Origin of the sequence: Alistipes sp. An116, from assembly GCF_002161005.1 — a bacterium.
In the GTDB taxonomy this organism is placed as follows: domain Bacteria; phylum Bacteroidota; class Bacteroidia; order Bacteroidales; family Rikenellaceae; genus Alistipes; species Alistipes megaguti.
The window spans coordinates 50,474-70,943 of sequence record NZ_NFLR01000010.1 but is presented as its reverse complement, the minus strand read 5'-3'; the positions used below and the strand labels follow the sequence as shown (position 1 = coordinate 70,943).

Annotated in this window: 13 protein-coding genes; 11 read left to right on the top strand and 2 right to left on the bottom strand. The window is 50.8% G+C overall.

Features of this window, described 5'->3' with window-relative positions; all coding sequences use genetic code 11:
* Positions 1–65 precede the first annotated feature (65 nt).
* The gene (locus B5E60_RS08435) at positions 66–638 is read right to left on the bottom strand and encodes an RNA polymerase sigma factor (protein ID WP_162611612.1); all 573 of its coding nucleotides are present in this window, start codon (positions 636–638) and stop codon (positions 66–68) included.
* A 130-nt stretch (positions 639–768) separates the two neighbouring features.
* On the opposite strand from B5E60_RS08435, the gene B5E60_RS08430 reads away from it, so the two are divergent.
* The 11 genes from B5E60_RS08430 (at position 769) to B5E60_RS08385 (ending at position 19,275) form a co-directional block, all read left to right on the top strand.
* Positions 769–1,740 carry a FecR family protein gene (locus B5E60_RS08430; RefSeq protein ID WP_087311066.1) on the top strand — a complete coding sequence of 324 codons (972 nt, stop codon included), beginning with the start codon at positions 769–771 and terminating at the stop codon, positions 1,738–1,740.
* A 181-nt stretch (positions 1,741–1,921) separates the two neighbouring features.
* The gene (locus B5E60_RS08425) at positions 1,922–5,392 is read left to right on the top strand and encodes a TonB-dependent receptor (protein ID WP_204246460.1); all 3,471 of its coding nucleotides are present in this window, start codon (positions 1,922–1,924) and stop codon (positions 5,390–5,392) included.
* A gap of 12 nt (positions 5,393–5,404) precedes the next feature.
* Positions 5,405–7,210, top strand: a complete 1,806-nt coding sequence (locus B5E60_RS08420; RefSeq protein WP_087311064.1) for a RagB/SusD family nutrient uptake outer membrane protein — start codon at positions 5,405–5,407, stop codon at positions 7,208–7,210.
* A 40-nt stretch (positions 7,211–7,250) separates the two neighbouring features.
* Complete coding sequence (locus B5E60_RS08415; protein WP_087311063.1) at positions 7,251–8,126, top strand: discoidin domain-containing protein; 876 nt, start codon at positions 7,251–7,253, stop codon at positions 8,124–8,126.
* 146 nt (positions 8,127–8,272) lie between these two features.
* Positions 8,273–9,847: a M60 family metallopeptidase gene (locus B5E60_RS14345; RefSeq protein WP_087311062.1), complete on the top strand. Its 1,575-nt coding sequence runs from the start codon at positions 8,273–8,275 to the stop codon at positions 9,845–9,847.
* Entirely contained in the window at positions 9,844–10,581 is a 738-nt protein-coding gene (locus tag B5E60_RS14340) for a M60 family metallopeptidase (RefSeq protein WP_087311061.1), read from the top strand. The genes B5E60_RS14345 and B5E60_RS14340 overlap by 4 nt, the downstream gene beginning before the upstream one ends.
* Positions 10,582–10,712: 131 nt before the next feature.
* Entirely contained in the window at positions 10,713–13,061 is a 2,349-nt protein-coding gene (locus tag B5E60_RS08400) for a glycoside hydrolase family 3 N-terminal domain-containing protein (RefSeq protein ID WP_087311060.1), read from the top strand.
* 116 nt (positions 13,062–13,177) lie between these two features.
* Positions 13,178–16,591, top strand: coding sequence for a glycoside hydrolase family 2 TIM barrel-domain containing protein (locus tag B5E60_RS08395; RefSeq protein WP_087311059.1), 3,414 nt, complete (start codon positions 13,178–13,180; stop codon positions 16,589–16,591).
* A 202-nt stretch (positions 16,592–16,793) separates the two neighbouring features.
* Positions 16,794–17,549 (top strand): hypothetical protein, encoded by a 756-nt coding sequence (locus tag B5E60_RS14390; protein WP_342394914.1) that lies wholly within the window; start codon positions 16,794–16,796, stop codon positions 17,547–17,549.
* 49 nt (positions 17,550–17,598) lie between these two features.
* A complete protein-coding gene (locus tag B5E60_RS14385) occupies positions 17,599–18,807 on the top strand; it encodes a hypothetical protein (RefSeq protein WP_342394913.1) in 1,209 nt (402 codons plus the stop codon).
* A 237-nt stretch (positions 18,808–19,044) separates the two neighbouring features.
* Complete coding sequence (locus B5E60_RS08385; RefSeq protein WP_087311058.1) at positions 19,045–19,275, top strand: hypothetical protein; 231 nt, start codon at positions 19,045–19,047, stop codon at positions 19,273–19,275.
* Positions 19,276–19,556: 281 nt separating this feature from the next.
* Here the strand turns inward: B5E60_RS08385 and B5E60_RS08380 are convergent, their stop codons facing one another.
* Positions 19,557–20,465: an efflux RND transporter periplasmic adaptor subunit gene (locus tag B5E60_RS08380; protein ID WP_087311057.1), complete on the bottom strand. Its 909-nt coding sequence runs from the start codon at positions 20,463–20,465 to the stop codon at positions 19,557–19,559.
* Positions 20,466–20,470: the final 5 nt, after the last annotated feature.

Genomic DNA, 20,470 nt, shown 5'->3' with positions numbered 1-20,470 from the left:
CTGAAACGAAATGTCAGTTTCTATTAAAGAGTAGCGTAACGCGAATTATACGCAAACCCGGGGAATTATTTTTTCGAAGGCGTCCGTCCTGGAGAGAAATAATCACGCAATATAGCGGTTAGTTTCCGCCTGGCAATAGTCATTTGACTGTTGATCGTCCGTTCCGAAATTCCAAGCAGATCCGCAACTTCCCGGTAGCTTTTGCGTTCTTCCTTAATCAGGTAATAGATCATGCGGCACCTTTCTGGCAATTGCCCAAATGCTTTTTCAACCAGAGACTCAAGTTCTTCATGCAATACCTTGTCCTCGGGATCATCGCCTTCTGCAGCAATATGCAAGGTGAACAATTCTATTGGCTCCTGTCGAATACAGGACTTTTTCCGCAGCATGGACAATGCCTGATTGCGGATCGAAACATAGAGATAAGAATCAATCGATTTTACTTTGCAAAGGCTTTCACGGTTTTTCCAGAAACTCAAAAATACTTCAGCCACAACCTCCTTTGAGAGTTCTTCCGAATGAGTGAAATATAGGGCAAACGAATAACTCTTCGCAAAGTATTCTTTATATAACTTCTCGAATGCCAGATGGTTTCCCTCTGATATGGCTTTTAATAGCAATTGATCTTCCGGAGCCATAAAAAACGATTTGTCACAGTAAAAGTATAAAATATGCGCTTCCAAACAAAACAAGAGATGAATTCCGTAAAAAAACTGACGGCCTTTGCGTATTTTTCCCGGCGCTTCACTCTTTATAAAAAAAGGGAATATGAATAATCGGAAAATGGATGAAAAGATTCTGAAATCACAGAACAAAAAAGTCAACGAGCACACCGTTGACGACGCACATAACGATGACTTTACCACACAAGAGGCTGAGCGAATCATCCGGCGAACTACGATCGAATTCGGACCCAAAGACCAAGACCAACTGTCGCGGATACAAGAAGAGACATGGGCGGAGATTAGAACTCGCCTTTCCGATCAGGGCCGCACGATTAGCTTGCGTCGCCGAATCGTACGTACGACTGCGGCAGCAGCGGCAATACTGGCTGCTGGAATAATGACCCTATTGCTGCTCGAAAGGCCCGTAGAGATGATTGTTGTGGAGAACATGGACTCCGGAATTCGCGAACTCATGTTGGAAGACAGTACGCACGTTTGGTTGAGAAATGGTGCGAAATTATCCTATCCCAAAAAGTTTGCGAAGAACGAACGTCCCGTAACACTCACTGGCGAAGCTTTTTTCGATGTGGCAAGAGATACTTCACGCCCCTTTACGGTCAACACCAGCGCTGTGGAGATCAAGGTTCTGGGCACCCGCTTCAATGTTCAAACAGAACAAAATGGCAATATTACTGAAGTGGCGCTGGAAAGCGGTTCCGTAGCTCTACATATGCCTGGAGCGGATGTCGCGGACGTGAAAATAAAACCGGGCGAATTGGCTGTGGCCAATCAGCATGACCTGTCAATTTCTGTCTCGGAGGCCGATCCATACCTGTCATCCGCCTGGAAGGAAAAGGTCCTCACCTTCCGAGCCCGACCGTTGGACTACATCCTACAAACTCTCGCAAATGCTTATGGAATAGAGATCCGGCTCGGAAATGAGAATCTGGGAAAAACAAGCTATACCGGCAAATTCAAACGTTCGCTACCGCTGGAAGAGGTCCTGACTATCATTGGAATGAGTATACCCATCGAATATGAATTCAACGCGGACGGCTCGATAGACATCAGATAATGTCAATCGCAGCCCCTGCGGAAAAAGAAAAACTACTGACCCTAACGCTTAAAACGGTATCTGACATGAATACATCCTGATTCTTCATAAAGAAGTTCGGGAGATGCTGCAACATCCCCCGATTCGCAGACTAATCGTACACATCTGACATGAATACTAACTAATCCAACACCACAAAGGTATGAAAAAACATTCGATAATAAGGAGTTCCACTCCCCTTTATTATCTGAAAAAGTTTCTGCTACCCATGAAACTGACTTCCATTCTGTTGCTCACTACCATCTTGCAGGCACCTGCAAAAACCTCATCCTCGACAACGTTCAGCATCCATCATGCCGACATCTCGCTGGGACAGTTTTTTGAAGAAGTAGAACATAGCAGCGACTATACATTCCATTACAGAGCAAACGAAATTGACACAAACGAACGAGTGTCCGTAGATGTAACGGACGCTTCCATCCAAGACCTGCTCGACGAAGCTTTCGCTGAAACAGGAATCTCCTACTCAATCCGCAACTCCAGCATTATCCTCTCTCGGAAAAGTGCTCCGGCTCGCAATGAAGCTGTTCCCTCCCGCATAACCATCACGGGTACGGTGCGCGACACCGAGGGTGAGCGATTGGCCGGTGTGACTGTCATGGTCAAGGGTACGACTGACGGAACGATCACCGACCAGTGGGGCGAATACGAAATCCGCGTATCGGGAGAGGGCGCCCAACTCCAGTTCTCGTTCCTCGGATTCGATCAGCAGACTGTAACCGTTGGCCGCAAGACCGAGATCAACGTAACGATGAAACAAGGCTCGCAGATAGTCGATGACGTAGTGGTGGTGGGTTACGGCACACAAAAGAAGGCAAGCGTTGTCGGATCGGTACAGAGCATCGACATCGACAACCTGCGCGTCCCCAGTTCGAACCTCTCCACAGCCTTTGCAGGCCAACTGGCCGGTGTGATTGCCGTTCAGCGTTCCGGTGAGCCGGGAGCCGACGGCGCCGACTTCTGGATCCGGGGTATTTCGACATTCAGCGGCATGACTTCACCGTTGATCGTCATCGACGGCGTGAAGGCTTCGAGCGGCGATCTGAACGCACTGGACCCGGAAATGATCGAAAGTTTCTCGATCCTCAAGGATGCAACGGCCACGGCTCTCTACGGTTCGCGCGGTGCCAACGGTGTGATGATCGTAACAACCAAGTCGGGACGTGATCTTGACAAACCGCACATCAACGTCCGCGTCGAAGGCTCATACACCATGCCAACAAAGGTTCCTTCATTCGTGGACGGCCCGCGTTTCATGGAGATGTACAACGAAGCACTCTATTCCCGATCGGGGGGGGGTACACCCGTCGGGCTCTATTCTCAGGAGAAGATCGACGCAACGCGCCTCGGACTCGACCCATACGTCTTTCCAAACGTCGATTGGTACAACGAAATGTTCCGCAAAGGCTCAATGAGCCAGAACGCCAACATCTCGATCCGAGGAGGAGGCCGCAAGATGGACTATTTCAGCAGCGTGTCGTTCCATAACGACAACGGTATGCTGAGAAACTCCGACGTTTTCTCCTACAAAAATGACCTGAGGGTGCAGCGTTATGTACTACAGAACAATATCAACGTCTATGTAACTCCCACGACGCGTCTTACGGCAAAAGTCAACGCACAGCTGCGTGACTACCACGGATCCCACATGTCGGCACAGAATATCTTCGGAATGGTGATGGATGCCAACCCCGTAGATTTTCCCATCATGTTCCCCGGACAGCCCGACGAGTATGACTATGTACTCTGGGGTGGCAAAACCGGTGGAAACTACGGTTCGCACCGCAACCCATACGCCGAAATGGTGCGTGGTTATCAAGACAATTTCCAGAGCACGGTACTTGGCAACATCGAACTGCATCAGGATTTCAGCTTCCTGACCGAAGGCCTGACAGCCAGCGCCATGTTCTCGTTCAAGAATTGGAGTTCCACTACCACCACGCGCGTAGGCGGATATAACCAGTTCCAGGTGGACAACTACACGTGGAATGGCGATCATACGGGCATTTCAGGATATGATCTCGTGATGTCGAAAACCGAGCAGGATCCAACGCTGACCTTTGGCTCGGCATCGACTGGCGACCGCCAAATCTACATCCAGGCGATGATCAACTACGACCGCACCTTCGGAGAAAAACACAACGTGACGGGAATGGTCGTCTACAATCAGGAAGAGTACAGCACGAACCAGCCCACCGACTTCATCAGTTCTCTTCCCCAGCGCAAGCAGGGTATCGCGGGGCGTCTGACTTATGCCTATGACCACAAGTATCTGTTCGAGGCCAACTTCGGATATAACGGCTCGGAGAACTTCGCCAAGGGACACCGTTTCGGATTCTTCCCTTCTGTGGGTCTGGGTTACGTGATCAGCCGTGAGAGCTTCTTCCAGCCGATCATCGACGTGGTCAGCAATCTGAAACTACGCGCATCGTGGGGTCTGGTCGGTAATGACCAGGTAGGCGCGGGCCAGCGATTTGTTTACCTGTCGAACGTCGTGTTGCAGGATTCCAGCCTGAACTATACGACCGGACGAGACCAGAATTATGACCGCCAAGGCCCCAACTACAAGCGCTTCGCGAACCCGAATATCCAGTGGGAGGTAGGTGAAAAGTGGAATGCCGGTATCGACCTGGGACTCTTCAAGGGAAGCCTGAATATCTCGGCCGACTTCTTCAAAGAGAAGCGCCGCAACATCTTCCTCGAACGGCAAAACATTCCCGATGTGCTCGGGTTCAACCCGACAAGCCAGTGGATAAACATGAAGACCGTGGTCTACGGAAACCTGGGCGTCGTCGACAACCGAGGCTTCGACCTCTCGGCCGACTACTCCAAGGTATTCTCGAAAGACTTCTCCATTACGTTCAAGGGGACCTTCACCTTCGCCAGAAACAAGGTGCTTGAATACGATGAGCCCGACTACCAACGCTATCCCAACCTCTCGATCGTCGGACACCCTATCGGTGCCTATTCGGTCTATGTCGCCGACCGTCTCTTCATCGACCAAGCCGAAATCGACGCCAGTCCCTCGCAAACGGCATTGGGTGGGCTGGAAGTACGCCCGGGAGACATCAAGTACAAGGACATTGCCGACGTAAACGGCGAAACCGACGGTGTCATCAACGCCAGCGACCGCGTCTACTCGAAATACTCGAGTACTCCGGAAATTGTCTACGGCTTTGGACCGACCATACGTTACAAAAAATGGGACTTCTCGTTCTTCTTCCAGGGCGCGGCTCACGTACAGCTGCTAATGTCGGGCATCCATCCCTTCGGAACCGACATCTCTCGCAACGTACTGGACTACATTGCCGACGACTACTGGAGCGAGAGCAATCCGAACATTTGGGCCAAATATCCACGCCTGAGCAAGGAAGACAACCCCAACAACACGGTCGCATCTACCTACTGGCTTCGTAACGGATCCTTCCTGAAACTTAAGAACGTAGAGGTGGGATTCACCCACAAGATGATGCGCATCTATCTGAGAGCCACAAATCTGTTCACAATTTCCGAATTCAAGTACTGGGATCCGGAAGTAGGTAGTGGAAACGGTCTCGGTTATCCGACACAACGGGTTATCAATCTCGGAATCCAATTCAGTTTCAACAAGTAAATTCTGTGAGAAATGAAACGAAAAATAACGATACTCACACTCCTGACAATCGTCTTTTGCTGCTATTCGTGCAACTATCTGGACATCGTTCCGGACGAATTACCTACCGAAGAAGACGCTTTCAATGATCGCTATGCAGCTGAACGATACCTTTATTCCTGCTATTCACACCTGCCCAACCAACGTAATGGCGGCGTTTGGCTCATGTCAACCACCGAGGTTGCATCCAGTCTCGAACAGTCTTTCCTGCAGGGCAGATATTCTGCCACCGCTCCGGGCTACTACACGTATTGGAGTATCTGCTACGGCGCCATACGTCGTTGCTATCTGCTCATTGACAATATCGACTCCGTGCCGAGACTCGATGAAGAGACCAAAGAGAACTACAAGGCCGAAGCCCGTTTTCTGATCGCTTACTACCATTTCCTCCTGTTGCGTGCATACGGACCCATTCCCATCGTGGAAAAAGCCTATGATCTCGACACGGAAATTGCAGAGTTCCCGCCGCGGTCCAATTTCGACAAATGTGTGCAATGGATCTCTGATTTGTACGATTACGCCTACAATGGCCTGCTCGAACAGCAACCCACAAACTATTACGGTCGTGCAACCCGTCCGGCAGCCAAGACTCTCAAGGCCCTGCTGTGGCTCTACGCAGCATCACCGCTCTTCAACGGCAACACGGAGTTCTACAGCGATTCGCTAATCGATCCTGAAACAGGAGAACACCTGATGCCACAGAATTACGACGCAAACAAATGGAAGAAAGCTCTGCAATATGCACTTGAAGCGGAAACCTCGTGTAACAAGAACGGTATCAAACCCTACGACGGAAACCCTGACGATCCTGATACCGGAGAGATGCCGTACCCATCGAATATTTTCGAATGGCGTGCACGCATGACCTATATTGACCGTAATACCAACGAGTTGATCTGGGCTGACACGCGCCGCGAAAGCACCTATGACCTCCAGAATAATGCCACGCCCTACGATAACACGGGACATTCGTGGAGTAATATTGCTCCGACATTGGAGACTGTCAAACGGTTCTACACCGAAAACGGTCTGCCCATCGACGTGGATCCAGCCTACTATTCCCAGGCAGAATGGATGCAAACCGATTTGTACGAGGGAGAGTTAACTGCCAAACTGCATCTGAAGCGTGAACCGCGATTCTATGCGTGGATCTCGTTCCACAATGGTTGGTACGAAATGCAAAAGGGGGATGCAAAGCGTATACGCACATCTTACCGCAAAAACGATACCTATGGAATCGGTTCGCGAGACCGGGATTACAGCATGACGGGGTATCTGATGAAGAAAAGCGTCAGCCCATCATACAACACGATGGCCGGCCTTACACAGTTCCCCTTCCCGATTATTCGGTTGAGTGAACTCTATCTGATCATTGCCGAGGCTGCTGCCGAAGCGGGAGAGCTCGAAACTGCAAAAAACTATCTGAATAAAGTACGCACCAAAGCCGGCATCCCTACGGTCGAGGAGTCGTGGAAAAGGGTACCAGGGGTGACTCTTGATCAGAATAAATTGATAGAGATCATCCGACAAGAACGACTCATCGAACTCTTCATGGAAGGGAATCTCTTATGGGACGTTAAACGCTGGAAAGTAGCCGAACAATATGTCAAGACGCCCACAGGATTGAACATCATGGGGGCTACCGATGAGGAATTTTTCCAAGAAACGCCCGTTTCGCTCTGCAACTGGTCCTTCAACAGCCCGACCAACTACCTGCTTCCCATTCCGGAGAAAGACGTGAATGTAGTGCGCCGATTGGTACAGAACCCAGGTTATTAGACCTTCAGGTCATGCTCGTCAAACCATTAAATGAAAAAAAATGAAAAAAATATCAGAACTGCTACTTCTGTCAATTGCAGCATTATTGGCCACAAGCTGCAATGATGACAGCGGAGCTGTCACTCCGGCAATGATCTCGAACTTGCAGGCAGAGCCGCAAGAAGGGGCCATTCTCCTTACGTGGGACAACCCCACCGAAGGAGACTATCTCTATGCTCAGGTTCAATATGTAGATCCGTTGACAAATGAACTCAAAAAAGTAAATGTCAGCCATTTTGCGGACGAATATCTCCTCTCGGGGCTTTATCAGAAGAACGGTGCATATACTTTCAAAGTCTATTCCGTGAGTTCGACCGGAACCGTCAGCTCGACCTGGGAGGAGGTGAGCGCCACCGCGCTCCGCGTGCCTCCTACCGTGACAGCCGGCCCCCCAGAACCTATCCAACTGTCAGCAGATATGCTTTCATCCGACTTCACGGAACCGCAGGAAGGTAGCTTGGCAAATCTGATTGACGGCAATCCAGCCACATACTGGGCTTGCTTATGGAGCAGTACCTCTGAGTCTTATCCACAGTGGATTCAGATTGACCTTAAGGAACCGGTGCAAGGCGTGAAAATCAAGACAACAAACCGGGCCACCAGTGGATACACTCCGAGCGTGGTCGACATCCAAGGGAGTAACGATGGTGTGGATTGGACGACATTGGGCTCCATTGCCGCCGGCACGATCCCGGACGTATCAAATGGGGTTTATGAGACTCCCGTGATGTCCGTCTATCCCGAGACCGGAGCTACTTTCACCAAGATCCGATACACCGTGAACAAAGTTGTCCTGCAGGATACATGGCCTCTCTGGTGTATGGCGGAGCTCGAACTCTCAAAAGTATCTTTCAAGGTTATCGACCCGGAAGCTTGATAACGTTATGCGGCGACGGCATGGGCTGACAGAATCGGCCCGTGCTGTCCGCAGCATCCGGCGGCAGGCGGAACTCCGCTCCGCCGTACCCGGATACAATCCACGACAGAGCGTCCGGGTAAATTGACCAACACAAATCATATACCATGAAAATGAACACATTATTGATGATTCCGCTGCTGTTGTTGGGAGCAAACTCATGCAGCAGCGCAGATGAAACGACGCCCGGCCCCACCACCCCGTCGCCGGATACCTATGTCCCGGGCAGCACCGCAGGCATCGACGGCGACATCCGGATCGAGATCGCTTCGGGTGAAGCCAGCGAGTTCCAGTTAGACGAAAATATCGAAAAGTCGTGGGACGGCGACATGAGTACCCTCTACCATTCGCCGTGGTCGGGACCGGCCAACTTCCCGGTTACCCTCGAATATCGGTTCGAGAATCCCGAGAATGTCGACTACCTCGTCTACAAACCCCGCCAGGATGCCGAAAACGGACTGTTCGGAGAGTTCGAACTCTTTGTCGCCACCGAAGCCGAGCCTGAATTCGTCAAACTGGGCGACTACGATTTCCAAATGAGCTCCACACCCTCGACGATCCTCTTTGACCGGCGGATTGAGGGTGCCACCGCTTTCAAATTCTCCGTCAAGAGCGGCGGCAATGACTTCGTCAGTTGTGCCGAGATGGAGTTCTACCGTTACGGCGACAATAACCTTACTGCCTACAACGAGATCTTCGCCGATCAGACGCTCTCGGAATTGCGATCCGATGTGACGCGAGAGCAAATCGAAAAAATGGGCAACGAATTCTTCCGGACAATCGCCCTCGCATTACTGGACGGAACCTATGAAACGGAGTTCCGCGTACAGGAATACGAAGCCTATCCGACGCTCAAAGAGACAGCCAAAATACTGAAAACCAGCAATTACAATCCCTTTGAGAATCCGACGGGAATCTACTTTCCGTCGGGCAGCGACGTCGTAGTGATAGTGGGTGATACCTACGGGGAAAGTCTAGCCTTGCGCATTCATAATTTTTCCAACGACTCCGACGACACCTTCGCCCTGCGCACGGGAATCAACAAGTTATCGGTGAGAAGCAATGGACTGGGCTATATCTCCTACTACACGACCAACTGGAAGAGCGCCAAACCCGTGAAAATTCACATCGCCAGCGGCAAGGTTAATGGCTATTTCGATCTGGCAAAGCACACATCGGCCGACTGGAAACGGCTGATCGACGGCGCCGTATCCACCTATTTCGACCTGAAGGGAAAGAGCGTGAACCTTGCCTTCACGACCGAGGACCTGCGCACATACTGCTCGGACGGATACGAACTTATGCAGGTCTACGACGAACTGGTCACCATGGAGCACGAAATCATGGGGCTGGTCAAATACAACCTCCGACCCAAAAACCACATGTTCGGCCGCACCGTCGCTTCGGGATACTTCGCCGACGGCGTGGGCGTGGGCATCGACAAAAATTCGATGAAGCAGGCCGTCGACGTCAGTCTGATCCGCAATTATATTTGGGGCCCGGCCCACGAATTTGGCCATGTCAACCAAATACGTCCCGGATTAAAATGGTTGGGAACCACAGAGGTAACGAATAACGTCTATTCAGCGCTCGTGTCGTACCACTACACGGTACGATCTCTCTCGAAACCGAGAATTGTTACATCGACACCAATGGTAATCGTGAACTCGGCGGTCGCATGAATTGCTACCTTACCTATGGTGTCGCTCATGGCGAACCGTGGATGTTCCAGTTCGGACAAGACAAGATGACAGGGTATGCAGAAACCGGAGGCGACCATATTGTCAAATTGTGTCCATTATGGCAATTGATGCTCTACTACCGACTATCTGCTGGAGCCTCATGGCAGAAACCCGATTGGTACGCGGACGTAGCGCAGATCGTACGGGAAACGGATGACGCAAACTTCACCAATGGACAACACCAACTGAACTTCATGCGCAACACCATGGACGTCATCCATGAAGATTTAACCGATTTCTTCATCACTGCCGGGTTGTTAAAACCCATTGACAAAACTTTCGACGACTACGGCGTGGGAACTATCACAATTACCGAGGAGGATGTGGCAGAACTGATTGACTACGCAAAGAAGTATCCCAAACCCGCCTCTCCGGTTATATACTACATCTCGTCTCAAAGCCTTCCGGTTTACGTAAAGCAGTTACCCGTCGAGGGCACGTATGGGAACGGCATTACAGATAATGGCAATGGCACATTCACCGTATCACACAACATTTGGAAAAACGTGACGGTCTTCGAGACTTACCGTGGCGAAACACTCGATCGCGTAACCATGGTAGGCACTGACTCTCCGGATCGCAGCAGCACACTCGTGCGCTATCCCGCAGGATCGACCCGCATTGAGGCTGTTGCCTGGGACGGTAAACGTACTCTGGTTTACGGGACGCGTTAGTCTTGTTCCAAAACAGAATGCAATCCAATGAGAAGAAAGGGTGGCAACTAACGCCCGTTGACAATGAGCGTGTCAGTTGTCATCCTTTTTCATTATCTGAACAATCATTCAGTAATATTCCAAGTCCAGACATGAAACGTAAAATCAGCATACTTACTGTTTTTTTTCTAACCTTTATCGTGCTCTCCGGCTTTGCACGCAAGGCCGAAAAATACATGGATCCGACACTCCCTGTAGAGCAACGGGTCGAAGACCTGCTTAAACGCATGACTCTCGACGAGAAAATCGCTCAAATGGACATGGTGGGAGTATGGTCGTTCGATGAATTCAAAGAGAGCGAAATGATCCGCACTACCGGTGTAGGGGCATTTATTGGCGAATTGACACCAGAACGCTACAATGAAGTGCAGTCTCTCTCTGAAAAATCCCGCCTGAAAATCCCGATGCTCGTCGGCGTGGACGCCGTGCACGGATACGGCGTACTGCAAAACCGCACGATCTTCCCCACATCCATCTCCATGGCCGCAACATTCAATCCGACACTGGTGAACCATGCTGCCCAGATTGCAGCCAAGGAGATTCGAAATGCCGGGAACCAATGGACCTTCGCACCAACCCTTGATATCGTGCAGGACGCACGATTCGGACGAACCGGCGAAACTTACGGCGAGTGCCCATTTCTGACGACCGTCATGGCTCGCAGTGCCATCAGAGGCTATCAGAACCACGAAAATCCGCAACATCGTGTCGCGGCATGCGTCAAGCACTATGTGGGCGGCAGCGCCTCGGTAGGGGGTGTAAACCATGGCAATGCCGAAATCTCGGAACGGATGCTCCGCAGCGTGTTCCTTCCGCCCTTCCAGGCTGCCGTCGAAGAGGGGGTGATGACACTCATGCCCGGGCACAACAACGTAAACGGTATTCCGATGCATGCTTCCAAATGGTTGTTGACCGACATGCTCAAGGAGGAATTCGGATTCAACGGCTTCATCATCACGGATATGGGAGACATCGAAAACCTGCGGGAAGATCGCATTCACGGCGTAGCTGCGGATCAAAAAGACGCCGTTCGTCAAGCAATCTCCGCCGGAGTAGACATGCACATGTTTACGACCGATAATACGGAACAAGGGCAGCAAATGTTTCAAGGCAACCTGCGCGAACTCGTACGCGAACACAAAATCTCCATGAAGACAATCGATCAGGCCGTCCGACGTATCCTGACCGTGAAGTTCGAGCTGGGACTTTTCGAGAACCGTTATGTTGAACTCCCGACGGAGCAAAACCCCGGGTACGGAGGGGACGAGGCCAACAACCTGGCCCTGGAGGCTGCACGCCAGTGCGTCGTACTGCTTAAAAACGAAGGGGGACTGTTACCGCTTGACAAAGCGAAATATCGCCGGATTCTCGTCACAGGGCCCAATGCGGCGAATCAGTCGATGCTGGGAGACTGGACGACACTTCAACAAGACGAAAATCATTATTATACGTTATTGCGCGGTATTCGTGAATGCGTGGGTGACAAGTGTGAGATCGTCTACAGCAACAGCGGCCGCATAAAAGGCAGGAAATCGGACGTCACGGTAGAAACCACCGATCCCGTTACGCAGAGCCGTCAATTGGAGGAAGGCGGAGAACTAAACGAATTCGCAATCGAAGACGCCGTCGAAAAAGCGAAACAATGCGACCTTGCGATCATCGCCGTAGGAGGGTACGGAATACGCACGGACTGGGGACTACGTACTTATGGCGAATCTGCGGATCGGCCAACCATTGATTTCTATGGCAGACAAGAAGAACTGATTCGCAGAATTGCCGAAACCGGAATTCCTGTTGTTGCGGTAATAGTGACCGGTACGGCGCTTAACAACCCGTGGACTACGGAAAACATTCCTGCAATTGTGAATGCCTGGGAACCAGGAATGTATGGCGGGAAAGCCGTCGCGGAAGTGCTCTTCGGCCAGGTCAATCCATCGGGCAAACTCCCCATCACAATTCCCAAAACCGCAGGACAAATCCCCATGTACTACTACCAAACAAAATCGCGCTACACGACAGGCTACGCTCTCGGCTCCGGTCGCAGCGACGACCAGCCTGCTTTTTGTTTCGGTCACGGATTGAGCTACACATCATTCGACTACAACAACCTGCAGGTTTCATCCGAACATCTCGAAGAAGGAAAGCCTTTGGAAGTAAGCGTGGACATCACCAACATTGGTTCACGTGGCGGTTACGAAACAGTCATGCTCTTCATTAACGACTGTATTTCGAGCGTTGTAACGCCCCTCCACTATCTGAAAGGTTTTGAAAAGGTATGGCTCGATCCCGGACAGACAAAAACCGTAACCTTACAGGTCCCGTTCAATGAGTTCGGTTTGTGGAATGCCGACATGGAGTATGTCGTCGAACCGGGAGAATTCGAGCTGAAAATAGGAAGCTCTGTTAACGACATAAAACTGAAAAAAACAATCGTTTATTAGTGTATGGCCTGGCAAATAAACCATCCACAAGTTCCAGACATCACACCGTCCTATCATCTATTATGAAGATTTTTCGTTTCACAGGCTATTCTGTGTTTTCTTTTGTGCTTTCATGGATGATTCTTTTCCATCCACAGGTCCTTGCAGGGAAGGAAGCGCAACTCCCATACCACCGGGACATAAACGTCATATCGGTCAACAAGCAACCTCCACGCAGTTCGTTCATGGTTTACGAGAATCGGCAAGCGGCACTGAGCAACGATTATTCGGCAAGTCGTTATTACCTGTTATTGAACGGCACCTGGAGATTCCTTTTCAACGACGATTTCCGCAACCTGCCCGTGGAAGCAACCGATCCTGCCACGGACGTCTCCAACTGGCCAGAGATAAAGGTTCCTGGCAATTGGGAATTCCAGGGCTTTGGTACCGCTTTGTATGTCAATCATCCATTCGAATTCGCCACTTCGAACCCAATTCCCCCGACTTTGCCCGAAACAATTCCCGGCGGGATCTATCGCCGGAACTTTCAGGTACCGACCGATTGGGAGGGACGTAACGTATACCTCCACATTGCAGGCGCAAAATCCGGAGTGTATGTCTATGTCAACGGCGAGGAAGTTGGATACAGTGAAGATTCAAAAAATCCAGCCGAATTTTTGATAACGCCCTATCTAAAAAGCGGAGAAAATACGCTGGCGCTGAAAATCGCCCGCTGGAGCACCGGATCATACCTTGAATGTCAGGATTTCTGGAGAGTTAGCGGTATCGAACGCGATATCTTTCTCTGGTCGCAGGCTCCGGTCTCACTGGCAGATTTTCGCGTGCAATCGACACTTGACAACAGCTATTCAGAGGGGATCTTCCGATTAGAAATGGATCTTCGCAACAGTCGTACTACGGCTGCCGACGCGCGAATCGCGGTCGAATTGTCCGATGCAGAAGGTACAATCGTCTTCAACAGCCTTGCAGAGACGTCTGTCCCGGCACAAGGCAAACAGACGGTGGTCTTCGACAAACGATTCGAACAAATATTGAAGTGGACGGCCGAGACACCGAATTTATACCGGCTCTTGATGCGAATTGATACGGACAACAAGTCGGAATATATACCCTTTCGAGTCGGCTTCCGTCGCATCGAGATCCGGGAAAGCGACGAATGGCGCGAAGGCAAGCGATTACGTCTGCTCTACGTCAACGGACAACCCATCAAACTAAAAGGGGTAAACATACACGAACACAGCGAAAAAGGAGGGCACTACGTAACAGAAGAGGAGATGCGGCGCAATTTTGAGTTGATGAAGCGCAACAACATAAACTCAGTACGGCTGGCCCATTATCCACAAGACAGACGTTTTTATGAGATGTGCGATGAGTACGGGTTCTATGTCTACGACGAAGCCAATATCGAGTCCCACGGCATGTACTACACCATCTGGCAGGACGACATGCGCAAGGGCAGCGAAGGACATCTGGATGGGAAAAAGCGGGGGACGCTTGGACACAATCCTGATTGGCTTCCGCACCACATTGAACGTGTGGTGAATATGTTTGAGCGCAACAAAAACTATCCCTGTATCACGATCTGGTCGCTGGGCAATGAGGCAGGCAATGGATTCAACTTCTACAACGCCTACGTAACGCTCAAAAATCTTGACAGCGGATGGATGGAGCGTCCGGTATGCTATGAACGCGCTGGTTGGGAATGGAACACCGACATGTACGTACCTCAGTATCCGTCTGCAGCGTGGTTACGCAGTATTGGTGAAAAGGGCGCCGACAGGCCTGTCGTGCCGTCGGAATACTCCCATGGCATGGGCAATTCGAACGGGGACCTGTGGGGACAGTGGCAGGCAATCTATGCGCATCCGCATCTACAGGGCGGCTACATCTGGGATTGGATCGATCAGGGTATTTTAAGGCACGATTCTGAGGGGGATCCTTACTGGGCCTACGGCGGCGACTACGGCAACGAGTTCACTCCCTCTGATGGCAATTTTCTGGCCAATGGTATCATAGGACCCGATCAGAAGCCACATCCGTCCATGAGCGAGGTAAAATATGTCCACCAAAACATTGGTTTCGAGGCTGTCGATCTGGCCCATGGAAAAGTAAAAATCACCAACCGATTTTACTTCACCGATCTGTCGGACTATCAGCTCAGTTATGCGGTATGCCGTAACGGCCATCCGGTGCGGACCGGCGTATTGGATCTCGATCTGCCTCCGCAGGAGTCGCAGGTGGTGACACTTCCCGTCGATCGACTCAAAGTCGCTCCGGGTGATGAATACTTTCTCAACTTCAAAGTTACCTCGTTGCATCCGACATCGCTCGTCCCGGCCGGGCATATCATTGCCAACGAGCAGTTCGAGTTACCATTCAAGAGAGAGAAGGGGCCCTTCGCTCCGGGGAAAAACATCGAAATGGAGGTGGAGGAACGAGGGACTACCGTATGCATACGTTCACATAGTGTCGAATTCACATTCGACACGGCACTGGGCATACCGACCTCCTATCGGGTTGACGGTACGGAGTATTTTGACAAGGGATTCGGCATTCGTCCCAATTTCTGGCGCGCTCCAACAGACAACGATTATGGCAATGGCGCCCCGCTCCGTCTGCAAATCTGGAAAAGCATTTCAAACAATCCCCAAATGAGAGCTTACCACATCACACACGGTCAAGATTGTGTGAAACTTGCTGTCGAATATGGCTGGAAGATGCCGGAAGAGGGACTGGAATACCTATCGTACCGGATGGATTACACCCTTTATTCCAGCGGAGAACTTCATTTGGCACTGCATTTCGAGCCTCAACAGAAAGAACGTCATTACAATCTGGAGCAACTGAATGCCGGGACACACGACGGTGCCATTGCCACTTCCACCCCAAAAACCGAGGATGAAATGCAAAAGGTTCACAAGGTACTCGAAATTCCGCGTATCGGAGTGCGGTTCCGCATGCCTCAGCTTTTCGACAACATCCTGTATTTCGGTCGTGGTCCCGAAGAAAATTACGCGGATCGTTACAGGGGAACTACCGTGGGAATCTATTCGGCAAAGGCATGGGACCTCTATACACCTTATATACGGCCGCAGGAAAATGGTCATCATACCCAAACACGGTGGATGGCTGCAACAGACATCCGAGGAAAAGGGCTTCTGATCGTTGCGGATTCGCTGATGGAATTCAATGCCCTGCGAAACAGTATCGAAGACTTCGATGGTCAGGATTCGGCCAAACCTTACCAATGGAACAATTTTTCGCAACAAGAGATCGACAGTCGCGACTACGACCATGCCGCCAATCGTTTGCGCAAACAGACGCACGTGAACGATATTAAGCCGCGGGATTTTGTTGAGGTATGCCTTGACGGACGACATCAAGGTGTCGCCGGATACAACAGTTGGGGGGACCGGCCACAACCTTATGCCACGATTCTCTCCAATCAGGAATACCTTTGGGGATTCACGCTGGTTCCCGTACGATCGATCCATAAAGAACTCAACAAGAAAATCAGACTGAAATACTAACCCTTTTATGACTAACATTTGTGTGAAAGACGATTCGGTTTCGATGGCTTTGCAAAAAAGTTTCACCTGTACAAGGCCATGTTTACAGTTTTTCCGGCCACATCGCTGATAAACAGATAAAAGTCAAACCGATGCATCCTAATTGCAACGCTCCGGACATTGGTTGAAATCGATCTCTTTCACACAACAAACAACTAAACCGATGACCCGATATCTATTCGTCCTACTGTGTCAGGTTCTGACGGCTACGGCAAGTATGGCACAAGCGACACACACAGACTGGCAAATTTCAACACAATCCTATGCAGACCCGTACCACGGCGTGACATTAGCCAATGGCGGCATCGGGATTTTGCCTTGGCGAGAACCGTTTTCCATACGCCACGTGATGCTGAACCATGTATTTGACGCTCATGCCGAACACGGTATCAGCCGCGTATTGCCGGGACTGAATCCCTTTGTACTCAACGTATCCCTGGACGGGCGCAATGTCTCCGACACGCCTCTATCCGAATGGATTCAGGAGCTTGACATGCGTCATGCTCTTCTACGCACCACATTCGTAGCCGACAGCAAAGCGCGTATCTCATACGACATCAGAGCTTTACGCAATATGCCATACGCCGGAGTAATTCACGTCAACATTGAAGCGATAGATGACCTATTTCTTTCTGTCGACAACACGACCGTCACACCAAACGAATACGAACCGGCAAAATCCTCTGCTTTGGAACTGACAGTCAATGACACCCAAATTCGGTATCGACGATCTTGGGCCACAGCCCGACACCGAGGGGTCAACGTATCCGCCTCCGCAGTGCTGCTCTTCGATCCGGAGCGAATGGTCGACCAGAACTGCTCGGATGAACGAAATCGAATTAGCATATCATTAAAAAAGGGGGGAACATTTTACCTTCGATCTGATTGCAGCCATTTGCTCCGACCGAGACTTCATTGATCCATGGAATGAATCCGACCGCGAAGTAATCTATGCGGTCAAAGAGGGTATGGACAGGTTAATATCGCGACACAATGCTTTATGGGAGGAACTATGGCAAGGCGATATTGAGATCGAAGGAGACGATGAGGCACAACAGGCTGTCCGGCTGGCCCTCTATCATCTCTATTCGTTCGCACGGGCGGACAGCAGACTAAGTATTCCTCCTTACGGACTCTCATCTCAAGGATACAGTGGACACATCTTTTGGGATACCGAACTATGGATGTATCCCCCGATGCTCTTCCTTAACCAGGGTATTGCCGAATCGATGATTAACTACCGCATTGACCGTCTGCCTGGTGCAAGACGCAAGGCTCTTGCCTACGGATACAGGGGAGTCATGTTCCCCTGGGAAAGCGATGATGCCGGAGAGGAAGCTTGTCCTACTTGGGCTTTGACCGGACCTTTTGAACACCACATCACTGCTGACATCGGAATCGCAGCATGGAACTACTACTGCATGACACGCGATCTCAACTGGCTACGCAAGGAAGGATGGTCGCTTCTACGTGAAGTCGCAGATTTTTGGACAAGCCGAGTCGAACGAAATAAAGACAATACATATTCGATTCGCAATGTCGTCTGTGCTGATGAATACGCGGAAGGAGTAGATGACAATGCTTTCACCAATGGCGCCGTAATGAAAGCATTGCAGGCAGCTGTAAAAGCAGCCCGCCTATGTGGGGAAAAAGCCCCCGGAATATGGACGGAAATAGCTGAAAAGATCCGTATTCCCCATTTTGAGGACGGAACGACCCGCGAATACGAAGGGTACGACGGCAGATTGATCAAACAAGCTGATGCAAATCTGTTGGCATACCCGCTCGGGATCGTCACAAACAAGGAAGATATTCGCCGCGATCTGGAATATTACGAGCCACGAATTGATGCCGGACCAGCCATGTCATACTCCATACTCGCACTACAACATGCTCGTCTGGGTGATGGAGAGAAAGCATATGAACTGTTCATTAAATGCTATCAACCGAACCGCGTTCCTCCATTCGGTATTACGGCAGAATATGCAGGCTCTACCAACTGTTACTTTGCAACAGGGGCTGGAGGAATGCTTCAGGCTGTAATCAATGGATTTTGCGGCCTGGATATCTCGGATAAGGGAATCACACAAAATCCTTCAGCTCTGCCGAAACACTGGAAACGAGTGACCGTAAAAGGTGTCGGCCCTGACAGAAAAAGCTACACACGCACACACTGATATTCGCAAACCAGGCAGTATCTCAAAAAGTGTGTCCGGGAAGGGTCTCTCAGATCTTTCAGATATACATATACTAATCCTTAAATTCAGATCGACACGCTAAGCGTGTTGATCTGAATTTTTCCTCTTTCAATCGGGGACTGATTACCGATCTTGGCCGATTCGGGTCATCGGTCTCAAGGACGATTCCTTATCCATTCTTTCATACGGATAGAGCCATTAAATACCTCAAGCCTTATGAATGATAAAAGAATCAAATATCTGATCGAAGGAATCAGCAAAGACATCATCGCCTATTTGATGGAAGACAAGGGAATAAAAATGACCGATGCGATTTCCGTATTTCACAATTCGGAGACTTTTGCCAAACTCTCCGATCCGAATACGGGACTTTACATAGTGAGTTCGGCCTATGTATATGCAATTCTGAAAGCAGAATTAAGATTTGGGAAAATCACGCTGGAATAAACATATTCGTAAGTCACAAATTAAATTGTACATTTAAGAAAAATAATATAATTTTACATCGAGTCTAATGCAGACAAACCCCTGTCAAATAACGACAGTGATTTGTGACTGATTTGTGACCGGATAAGAAAATCGCACATCAAGTCCCTGCAAATTAGTGAATTAGGCTATAATATTCTGAACCCAGCGGGTTCTTAATTGCGATATGCGGCTGCCTGAGTGTCTTCGTCCGAACCGTCGGCAAAGATCCGGGACGGCACCGACGGAGGAGCCGATCCGCATCAGCGGCGCCGGATGCGGGCCGTGGCGTACATGCCCGGGCGGAACTGCGGATTCTGCTCCGCAATGCGCACATAGACGTCGATCGAGCGGTTTTCGCTGTTGACCTGCTGACCGATCATCGCAACCGTACCATGGAACGTCTGAAGGTCCATGCCGTTGACGCGGAACTCGACCTGATCACCGATCATCAGATGCGGCAGATCCTTCTCATAGGCCGTCAGACGGAGCATCATTTCGCGCTTGTCGACAATCTCGCACAGCGGCTCGCCCACGTCGAAATGGCGGCCGATATTCATCTTCACGTCGGCCACATAGCCGCTGATCGGCGCCTTGACCTCCAGCAGCGGCGCAATCCCCCGACTCAGCAGACGGGTCGTATCCACACCCAGCAAGGCCAGCTGAGCGGCGGCAGCCTCCATGCGGCTGCGCATCGAGAGATACTCGGCACGGCTCTGCTGGTAGCGTTTCTGCGAAGAGGCCTCCTCGCGCGAAAGCGTCTGCTGACGCAGATACTCCGTACGCAGGTATTCGTACTGCGCATGGCTGTCCAGGTAGGTCTGCTGCAGGGTGATGAACTCCGGATTTTCGAGCGTCGCCAACACGTCGCCCTGCTTGACATAGGCGCCGGGAAGCAGCGTGGTGCTCCGGACCGATCCACCCATGGTCAGAGTCACCGTGGCACGGTGCTGCGGCGGAATGGCCAGCGTTCCATTGAAGAGCGTTTCATTCGGAACCGACGTGGCTCCCGACGCCGCATCAACCGCGGCGTCGGCCGGCTCAGCGGCCGCAAGTTCGACCGTATCGGCCGTCTGAACGGCCGCGGAGGCCGGATCGGCAGCCGTCGACGAGGTCCCCGAATTCGAGCAGGCCCCGAGCAGCAGGGTCAAGGGAAGAAATATCTTTTTCATAAGAC